Annotated in this window: 9 protein-coding genes; 4 read left to right on the top strand and 5 right to left on the bottom strand. The window is 58.5% G+C overall.

From position 1 onward, the window contains the following. The 3 genes from AB5Y92_RS06505 to AB5Y92_RS06495 form a co-directional block, all read right to left on the bottom strand. Positions 1-1,483 (bottom strand): retention module-containing protein (locus AB5Y92_RS06505; RefSeq protein ID WP_368226028.1); only part of this gene is annotated, 1,483 nt, incomplete at its 3' end. A 231-nt stretch (positions 1,484-1,714) separates the two neighbouring features. Then, positions 1,715-3,376 (bottom strand): putative transporter, encoded by a 1,662-nt coding sequence (locus tag AB5Y92_RS06500; RefSeq protein ID WP_204484064.1) that lies wholly within the window; start codon positions 3,374-3,376, stop codon positions 1,715-1,717. Positions 3,377-3,493: 117 nt separating this feature from the next. Next, the gene (locus AB5Y92_RS06495; RefSeq protein WP_368226025.1) at positions 3,494-4,129 is read right to left on the bottom strand and encodes a hemolysin III family protein; all 636 of its coding nucleotides are present in this window, start codon (positions 4,127-4,129) and stop codon (positions 3,494-3,496) included. A 175-nt stretch (positions 4,130-4,304) separates the two neighbouring features. Here AB5Y92_RS06495 and AB5Y92_RS06490 point away from each other — a divergent pair, with 175 nt between their 5' ends. The 3 genes from AB5Y92_RS06490 (at position 4,305) to AB5Y92_RS06480 (ending at position 6,803) form a co-directional block, all read left to right on the top strand. Beyond that, positions 4,305-5,828 carry an aminotransferase class V-fold PLP-dependent enzyme gene (locus tag AB5Y92_RS06490; RefSeq protein ID WP_368226022.1) on the top strand — a complete coding sequence of 508 codons (1,524 nt, stop codon included), beginning with the start codon at positions 4,305-4,307 and terminating at the stop codon, positions 5,826-5,828. Positions 5,829-5,918: 90 nt separating this feature from the next. After that, complete coding sequence (locus tag AB5Y92_RS06485) at positions 5,919-6,482, top strand: septation protein A (protein WP_021229465.1); 564 nt, start codon at positions 5,919-5,921, stop codon at positions 6,480-6,482. Between the two features lie 24 nt (positions 6,483-6,506). Then, the gene (locus AB5Y92_RS06480) at positions 6,507-6,803 is read left to right on the top strand and encodes a YciI family protein (protein WP_005354350.1); all 297 of its coding nucleotides are present in this window, start codon (positions 6,507-6,509) and stop codon (positions 6,801-6,803) included. A 79-nt stretch (positions 6,804-6,882) separates the two neighbouring features. On the opposite strand, the gene cysQ is transcribed toward AB5Y92_RS06480, so the two are convergent. Further along, entirely contained in the window at positions 6,883-7,638 is a 756-nt protein-coding gene (gene cysQ / locus AB5Y92_RS06475; protein ID WP_368226020.1) for a 3'(2'),5'-bisphosphate nucleotidase CysQ, read from the bottom strand. A gap of 47 nt (positions 7,639-7,685) precedes the next feature. Further along, complete coding sequence (locus AB5Y92_RS06470) at positions 7,686-8,546, bottom strand: DeoR family transcriptional regulator (protein WP_108542420.1); 861 nt, start codon at positions 8,544-8,546, stop codon at positions 7,686-7,688. 274 nt (positions 8,547-8,820) lie between these two features. Between AB5Y92_RS06470 and AB5Y92_RS06465 the strand changes: the two genes are divergently transcribed. Beyond that, positions 8,821-9,074 (top strand): class II D-tagatose-bisphosphate aldolase, non-catalytic subunit (locus tag AB5Y92_RS06465; protein ID WP_368226018.1); only part of this gene is annotated, 254 nt, incomplete at its 3' end.

The raw sequence follows: 9,074 nt of genomic DNA, 5'->3' as shown, positions 1-9,074 counted from the left end.
TCGCCAGCAGCCCCTTATCGGCAGCCACCACCAGCGGGGTGTCTTCGGTCACGGTGTTGCTGTCCGGCGCCACGACCGTCGCGTCGTCCACTGGCTTGACGGTGATGTTGACTTTGGCACTGTCGGTATCGCCGTCAACGTCTTCGGCCACATAGTTAAAGCTGATCTCACCGTTGAAGTCCTTGCCCGGCACAAAGCTGATGCTGCCATCCGCCGCAATCACGACATTGCCGCCCTGTACCGCGATGGTCTGCGCACCACCGGTCAGCTCGACGCCGTTGATGGACTGAATTGCTAGCCCGCCATCCGGCGCCTTGTCGTTGGCCAGCAGGGTCAGGGTCACCGAGCCATCTTCGTTGACCTCGTACTCGTCATTGACTGCATCGACCGACTCATCAATATTCACGCTGCCATCGTCGGTCGCGGTGCCGGTGTTGCTTGCCGGATCGGTGACGCTGGCCGTTACTTGATAGCTGCCTTCCGCCAACGGAGTGGTGACATCCACGCTGTAACCACCACCCGGTTGCACGGTGGTAGTCAGGGTTTGCTGAGTGCCATTGGCATCGGTCACCACAAGAGTGACCGTGCTGCCTGGAACCGCATTGCTAGTACCAGTGATGGTCGGGGTGGTGTCATTGGTATTGTCGGGCGCATCAACGGTGATCGCTGGAGCTGTTACATCCACACTCCCTGAATCAGTCGCACTGCCGGTATTCCCCGCAGGATCGGTCACTGTGGCAGTGACGGTATAGGTGCCCTCGGCCAATGGGGTGACCACATCCACGGTGAAGGTACCGCTGGGTGTGACGATAGCGGTCAGAGTTTGTTGATTACCGTTTGCATCGGTGACCAGCAGGGTGACGGTGCTGCCAGCAGGAGCATCCGTGGTCCCGGTCAGGGTCGGAGTAGTGTCATTGGTGTTATCTGGCGCAACCACGGAAATGGTGGGCGGCGTAAGGTCGAATACTTCATCTTCGCCAGCAGCACCCAGCGGTGGCTCGCCATTGGTGTTGTAGGTGGTATCGAAGGTAGCTTCAGCAATGGTTGCTGAACCGGTACGGTCTATGGTGACAAAACCGCCGTTGCCACTGGCACCGGCGACGCCCCCAATACCGCCACCACCGGCAGCAGGTGCACCGCCTGCTGCGGAAGCTTCAAAAGCCTGGGTCGGGTCAGCCCCACCCAAGATTGCCTGTTGCAAGGCATTGATATCATCAGGAGTACCTGCAGCGCCGTTTTGCGCCAGCTGGGGAGCATCCCCCTCTTCGGCAGGCTCACTCTGCTCGCTGGCTGGTTGCACATTGAACGACTGTCCGCCGCCCATGAAACTGGCGCCATCCGGCGACATGATCACCGCCCCTTTAGGCAGCACATCACCTTCAGCCAACAGCTTCCGGCTGCCATCTGCGGCAACCAGATAAATTTGTCCTTTGAGTTGGGTTACGGTTACGCCCTGTTCCAAGGTAACGGCATTGGTAATCATGTTCTCTCCTGAATCCTGATTTGAATGCAATAAGCCACAGCCTACTTTGCAGACTGAGGGGAAAAATAACCAGCTCGAAAATTCGAAAGGATAGACCGATTTGAGGCTGAACTGTTCAGCCAGACAGAAGTGTGTAAAACGAGGTTGTGAGAATGGCAAAAACCAAAATTATCAATAAATTACAGAATGATGACGGGAGCATGACAAGGCATGCTCCCGTCAGGATTAACCCTAGGCTCCCGCCCAGAGGATGATAGCCAGCAGCTGTGGCGAGATGATCCTCAGGAACATGACCAGAGGGTAAACGGTGGCATAGGAGAGGGCGCTGGCCCCGCTGGTCGGATGCATGGCGTTGGCAAAAGCCAGCGCGGGAGGATCAGTCATGGAGCCGGCCAGCAAGCCGCACAGGGTCAGATAATTCATCTTGCCGTAGAGGCGCGCCAGCACACCGACCACCAGCAGCGGGATCAGGGTGATCGCCATGCCGTAGAGCATCCAGGCCGGGCCATCACCGTTGATCAGGGTGTCGACGAAACCGGCACCGGACTTGAATCCGACCACCGCCAGAAAAAGTACAATGCCGATCTCCCGCAGCGCCAGGTTGGCACTGGGGGGCATGAACCAGTAGAGCTTGCCGATGCTGCCGATCCGCGACAGGATCAGTGCCACCACCAGCGGCCCACCCGCCAGACCCAATTTGAGGGCGGCCGGGAAACCGGGCAGGTAGAAGGGGATGGAGCCGAGCAATACGCCAAGGCCAATCCCGATAAATACCGGCAACATCTGCACCTGCTGCAGTTTTTGCTGCACGTTGCCGACCACATTGGTCACCGCTTCGATGGCGTCGAGGCGCCCCACCAGGTTGAGAATGTCGCCAAACTGCAGGCTGGTCTGGCTGGTCGGTACCAGCTCGATACCAGCCCGATTGAGGCGGGAGATCACCACGTCATAGCGTTGTTTGATATCCAGATCGCGGATCTTCTTGCCAAGAACCTGCTCGTTGGTCACCACAACCCGCTCGACGCGCAGATCGGTGCCCCGGGTCGAGAGCGAGGTCTCCACCTCCTCCCCCAACACCAGCAACACCTTGTGCAGCGCATGGCGCTCACCCACCAGATGCAGCAAGTCACCCAGTTCGATACGGGATTCTGGCCGTGGCACCATCAGCTCGTCGCCCCGTTTGAGCCGTGAACAGATAACATCAGACTCGTCGAGACTCGGGATCTCGCTCAGCATCAGGCCGTGCATATTGGGGTTGCGTACCGCGATGTTGATGGTCTGCAAGCTCTCCTTGGTTTTCCCGGTTTGTAGCTCGAACTGGGCGGCTTCATCGTCGATCTTGATGCGAAAGAAGACCCGAACCAGCCACATGGTGAGCAAAATGCCACAGATACCAAACGGATAGGCAACCGCATATCCCATCCCCATCAGGCCGGTAGAACCGGGCGCGGCGCCCAGCTCGGCCAGGATCTGCTGGCCCGCACCGAGGGATGGCGTATTGGTGACGGCACCGGAGAAGACCCCCAGAATGACCGGCAACGGCACATCGAAAAATTGATGCAAGCCAGCGGCCACCACGCAGCCAAGGATGACCAGCAAGGCGGCAAAGGCGTTGAGTTTGAGACCCGAACTGCGCAATGACGAGAAGAAACCCGGCCCGACCTGGATGCCGATGGTATAGACAAACAGGATCAGGCCAAATTCTTGAATAAAGTGAAGCGTTTGTGCATCCAGCGCGAGATCGGAGGCGCCTGCAAAGTGACCTACTATGATGCCGCCGAACAACACCCCCCCTATTCCCAAGCCAACGCCATAGACTCGCCAGTTCCCCAGCCAGAGCCCCAGCACTGCCACCAGCGACAACATGCTGATGGAAAGCGCGATATCACTCATTGTGTGCATCCTTTGCGAATTGAACTGTCCTTAGCTTGTCAGCAAACGATGCCGCCAACTGTGTGATAACGCACGAATTTATCCTTTGGTGCGGCAAAAATACCAATTAAGGGTTAATTAAACGACATAGCCGTAAATGGCCATAAAGTGACAAATGCTGCCCCCCAGCACAAACAGATGCCAGATGGCGTGGTTGTAGGGAATTCGCTTGGCCACATAGAAGATGACCCCGAAGCTGTAGATAAGGCCACCAAGCCCGAGCAGCAGCAGCCCCTCACCGGCCAGATGGATGTAGAGCTGGTAGATGACCACCAGCGACAGCCAGCCCAACATCAGGTAGGTAAAGAGCGACAACTTCTTGAAGCGATTGATAAAAACCAGCTTGAACACTACGCCAGCCAGCGCCAGGGCCCAGATCACCACCATCAACCCCTTCGCCAGCGGCGTATCGAGCGCCACCAGCAGGAAAGGGGTATAGGTGCCGGCAATCAGCAGATAGATGGCGCAGTGATCAAACACCTTGCACCAGCGTCTGGCCCGCCCTTCCGCCATGCTGTGATAGAGGGTCGAGGCGAGATAGAGCAGCACCAGACTGCCACCATAAAGGCTGTAGCTCACCAGCGCCTGTGTACCTTGCCCCCATCCTTTGATGAGCAACAGCACCAGCCCGACAATCCCCAGCAACAATCCCGCACCGTGGCTCAGCCGGTTTGCCAGCTCCTCCCGGGGGGAGTAATCCATCACACCACTCATAACATCAACTCCACAATAACTGTGGCTCACTCTACCCAGCACCATTTCGGAGTACAAGTGTTCGCTTAAAAAATGGGGTGGCTGTCACCCGCCCCCCTTTGGTGTATGCTCTGCCGCCGATGCCCGAGACAAGCGGCATAGACACCTACCCCGGTGACCTGGTCTGGAGAACCTGATGAAGTTGACTGAGCTGTTTGCACAAGCAGATCCCGCCTTTGGCGAGGCGATGAACACCTTGCTGGAGAGCTTCCACCACTCCGACGACAGTCAGGCCCCCTATCAGCGCGACCTGTTCACCCACCAGCTCGATCAATCCCGCATGCCTGCAGTCGGCCAACCTATCGAGGAGTATCTGGCGCGGCTGGCTACTCTGGTACCCGGCGCCTCGCACCTCACCTCGCCACGCTACATGGGCCATATGACGGCGCCACTGCCGGCCTATACCGCCGAGCTGTCACGCCTGCTGGTGATGCTGAACCAGAATCCGATGAAGATGGAGTCCTCCCGCCTGCTCAGCTTTCTGGAGCGGGAGGTGCTGGCCAAGCTGCACCGTCTCATCTATGGCAAGGACGATGCCTTCTACGGCGAGCAGATGCATGCCAAGGATGCCGCCCTCGGCGTCATGACCAGCGGTGGCACCATCGCCAACGTCACGGCACTGTGGCTGGCCCGCAACCGCGCCTTCGGCGACAACCTGTTCGCCCTCTACGAGCAGGGCTATCGGGGCGCCGTCATTCTAGGTTCACGGCTGATGCACTACTCCTTCGACAAGGGGATGGATCTGCTGGGACTGGGCGCCCGCAGCGTCTGGCGCCTCGAGACTGACGAGCAGAACCAGCTCAGTCTGGCTGCGCTGGAGCAGGCGCTGATCCAGTGCAAGGAACAGAAACTCAAGGTGCTGGCACTGGTTGGCGTGGCGGGTAGTACTGACTTTGGCTCCATCGACCCCCTGCCGGAGCTGGCGGCTATCGCCGAGCGCGAGCAGCTCCACTTCCACGTGGATGCCGCCTGGGGTGGTCCGACCCTCTTCTCTCCCCGCTATCAAGACCTGCTGGCAGGGATCGAGCGGGCCGATACCGTCACTCTGGATGGCCACAAACAGCTGCTGGTGCCGCTCGGTACCGGCATGCTGCTCTGCCGCCAGCCCGACCTGATGATGGCGGTCAAGCGTGAGGCCCCCTACGCCATTCGTGCCACCTCGTTCGATCAGGGTCGCTTTACCCTGGAGGGCACCCGCCCTGCCAATGCCCTCTATCTGGATGCCGCCTTCCAGCTCTTCGGCCAGCAAGGCTATGCCGAGCTTATCGAGGCCAACTACGACCGTGCCCGGCTGATGGCCGAGCTCATCGAAAGCGACCCCGCCTTCGAGCTGATGTCTGCTCCGGTGATGAACCTGCTCTCCTATCGCTGCATCCCGCCCCATCTGCAGGGCAAGGTGCTGGACGAAGCAGCCAACGAGCAGATCAACGACTTCAACGTGGCCCTGCAAAAAGCCCAGCGGGCCGAGGGGCACAGCTTTGTCTCCCGCACCCAACGAGCGGTGGTACGCTACGGTGCCCAACCGCTCACCCTGCTGCGCGCCGTGCTGCTCAACCCTCTGATTGAAGAGCGCCATATCCGCGACCTGCTGGCCGATCAGCAGCGACTCGGGATCTCCATTGCACGCCAACTGTTTGGCGACAGAGCGGAACCGGCGTAAAAATGAGCGGTCTTATTCATTTGCCGTTGTCCGCCATGCAGGTAGACTGGGCGAAATTTGCAGGCCATCTTTGAGGACTAGGCGCCAGACATGAAGCAATTTATTGAATTTATTCCACTTATCGTTTTCTTCGCGGTCTACAAGTTCTACGACATCTACATGGCTACCGGCGCACTGGTAGTGGTCACCGGTCTGCAGCTCGCCTATAGCTGGATCCGCTATCGCAAAGTCGAGAAGATGCAGCTCTTTACCTTCCTGCTGGTCGGCTTCTTCGGCGGCCTCACGGTTTTCTTCCACGATGACACCTTCATCAAGTGGAAAGTGACTGTCATCAACGTGCTGTTCGCACTGGGTCTGCTCATCAGCCGCTACGGCTTTGGCAAGAATCTGATCAAACAGATGTTGGCCAAGGAACTGCAAGCGCCCGATAAGGTCTGGGACACTGTCAATCTCGGCTGGGTCGGCTTCTTTACCGTCTGTGGCCTGCTCAACCTCTACGTGGCATTCAACATGCCGCAGGAGATGTGGGTCAACTTCAAGGTGTTCGGCCTGCTGGGGATGACGCTGGTCTTTACCCTGCTGAGCGGCGTCTATCTCTATCGCCACATCCCTGCCGAGCAGTTGTCCCAGCAAAAAGACGAACCCAAAAAATAACCCTCATCAGAAAAGGATTGTCTCATGTGGTATCTCATCTACTCCGAAGATGTCCCCGATAGCCTGCCACTGCGCAAGCAAGTTCGCCCTGCCCATCTGGCTCGCCTGCAAGCCCTGCAGGATGAGGGTCGGCTGCTGACCGCCGGCCCCAACCCGGCTATCGATGCAGAGGATCCGGCCGATGCAGGCTTTACCGGCAGCACCGTCATCGCCGAGTTTGCCTCGCAAGCTGACGCCCAAGCCTGGGCCGATGCCGATCCCTATGTGGCAGCTGGCGTCTATGCCAAAGTGACCATCAAGCCGTTCAAAAAGGTCTTCTGACCGCAAAGCGAATAGCGAAATAAAAAGGCCGGACTGGAAGTTCATTCCAGTCCGGCCTTTTTGCATCCCGATATCTCGTTTATGCCTTGGCGACAAACCAGGGGTTGAGAATGTCGGGCTTGTTGTAGGCGAGGGGCGAGCCATTGAGTTGGGTGACGCTGCCACCCGCCCCCTCCAGCACCGCCTGCGCCGCGCCGGTATCCCACTCGCAGGTGGGGGCAAGGCGCGGATAGAGCTCGGCGTCCCCCTCGGCAATGATGCAGAACTTGAGGGAGCTGCCCATCGAAACCAGCTCGATCTCGCCAAAAGGAGCCAAGAAATCGAGGGTCTCCTGCGACAGGTGGTTGCGACTGCCCACCACTCGCCACGCCTCGCCTTCACGATGAGGCCGGGTCTGGATAGGCTCGCGCTTGCCATCGGCGATGCGCCAGGCACCGAGCCCCTTTCCGCCATACCAGAGCTTGTCCAGCACTGGGGCATAGACCAGCCCCCAGCGCGGCGCCCCCTCTTCAATCAGCGCGATATTGACGGTGAACTCGCCGTTGCGCGAGACAAACTCCTTGGTGCCGTCGAGGGGATCCACCAGCCAGTAGCGGGACCAGCCGTGGCGCGCCGCCATCACCTCGGACCCAGACTCCTCCGACAATACGGGAATATCCGGAGTCAGCTGTGCCAACCCCTGCACTATCACCTCATGAGCCCCCTTGTCGGCCGCGGTCAGCGGACTCTCGTCGCTCTTGTACTCTACCGCGAAGGGCTGGCTGTAGATGGCCATGATGGCCGCTCCCGCCGCGCGGGCGACAGGTTCAAGTTCGGTGATATCGGGGTGGTACATAACAGGCTCGATCAGTGAGTAAGAAACCCAGTCTATCGCGTTTGTCATCAACCGCTTATAGCTGATTGTACTGGATTATATTGCCCCTGCTTCTCCTGCCCCTTGCTGCCATCGGCTGGTACCAACAGCACTTCGATGCCGGCATTGCGCAGGCCGGAAAGGATATCGGCAGGCACGGCATCGTCGGTGATCAGGGTGTGAATACGCAGGGTATCGATGATCTTGTGCAGACTGCGCCGGCCAAACTTGGTGGAGTCGGTGACCACCACAATCCGCTCGGCCACCTGACACATGCAGCGGTTAAGGCGCGCCTCGTCCTCATGATGGGTGCTGACGCCGCGCTCCAGATCGATGCCATCCACCCCGAGAAACAGCATGTCAAAGTGATAGTTTTGCAGGGACTGCTCCGCTTGCGCACCGTAGAAGGAGAGCGACTTGCGGCGCAGATGTCCGCCCGTCATCAGCAGCTCCACCCCCTCTGCTTCGAGCAGTTCATTCGCCACATTCATGCCGTTGGTCATCACCAGGATCTCCTGATGTCCCTTCAGATGACGCGCCACCTCCAGTGTTGTTGTCCCCGAATCAAGGATAAGACGACAGCCGGAGGGCACCAGGGTCGCCGCAAGCGCACCGATCCGCTGTTTCACCGGGGTATTGAGCACGCTCTTGTCAGCAATGGTGCGCTCCGGCACCGTCTGGCCAGGCTCGCACAGTAGGGCGCCGCCGTAGGCGCGCACGGCCACCCCCTGCTTCTCCAGAAAGGCCAGATCGTTGCGGATGGTCACGGTAGAGACCTGATAGTGAGTCGCCAGCTCGTTGACCTGAACGCTGCCATTGCTGCGCAGCTGCTGAATAATCCGCTCCCGCCGCTCGCTGGTTCCGAGCGCACCTTTTTCGCTTGTTTGCATAGTTCTTCTGCCGAAATGCTGTAGTGAAAGATCGCTTTCACTTCGTTACGTTTGCATATTAACGCTCAGCGAAGGTGCCAAATCAAGCCTTCATTACGCTTTACCACCACTCTCTCCATCTTTACCCATCATTCGCAGCCTTTCGATACCTTTCTTTTTGTGATCCATTTCAAGATCTGACGACTCTTTTGTTTCGTTTTCTTTCCTTCCCCACTACCGTAAAGAAAAGAAATCGAAAGAACCTTTCCACACGCAGCAACCAAGGAACATCAAAATGAAATCCATGCTGGCACTGGTCGAAAGACATAAACAGGGAGAACAGACCGGGATCTACGCCGTCTGCTCCGCTCACCCGTTGGTGCTGGAGGCCGCGCTGCAGCTGGCCGCCGAAGGGGATGATCTGCTGCTGGTCGAGGCCACCTCCAATCAGGTGGATCAGTTTGGCGGCTATACCGGCATGACCCCCGCCGACTTTCGCGATCGCCTCTACGAGCTGGCGGCACAGTGCCACTTTCCGGTGCAGCACCT

Origin of the sequence: Aeromonas sp. R1-1, assembly GCF_040908495.1 — a bacterium.
Taxonomy (GTDB): domain Bacteria; phylum Pseudomonadota; class Gammaproteobacteria; order Enterobacterales; family Aeromonadaceae; genus Aeromonas; species Aeromonas veronii.
Note: the sequence above shows the minus strand (reverse complement) of the source record. Positions and strands in the feature narration are given on the sequence as shown.

Excerpts from the sequence above, each read along its gene's own strand:
- AB5Y92_RS06480 (WP_005354350.1), top strand. The coding sequence starts at position 6,507 with ATGTGGTATCTCATCTACTCCGAAGATGTCCCCGATAGCCTGCCACTG.
- AB5Y92_RS06500 (WP_204484064.1), bottom strand. The coding sequence starts at position 3,376 with ATGAGTGATATCGCGCTTTCCATCAGCATGTTGTCGCTGGTGGCAGTG.
- cysQ (WP_368226020.1), bottom strand. The coding sequence starts at position 7,638 with ATGTACCACCCCGATATCACCGAACTTGAACCTGTCGCCCGCGCGGCG.
- AB5Y92_RS06470 (WP_108542420.1), bottom strand. The coding sequence starts at position 8,546 with ATGCAAACAAGCGAAAAAGGTGCGCTCGGAACCAGCGAGCGGCGGGAG.
- AB5Y92_RS06490 (WP_368226022.1), top strand. The coding sequence starts at position 4,305 with ATGAAGTTGACTGAGCTGTTTGCACAAGCAGATCCCGCCTTTGGCGAG.
- AB5Y92_RS06495 (WP_368226025.1), bottom strand. The coding sequence starts at position 4,129 with ATGAGTGGTGTGATGGATTACTCCCCCCGGGAGGAGCTGGCAAACCGG.
- AB5Y92_RS06485 (WP_021229465.1), top strand. The coding sequence starts at position 5,919 with ATGAAGCAATTTATTGAATTTATTCCACTTATCGTTTTCTTCGCGGTC.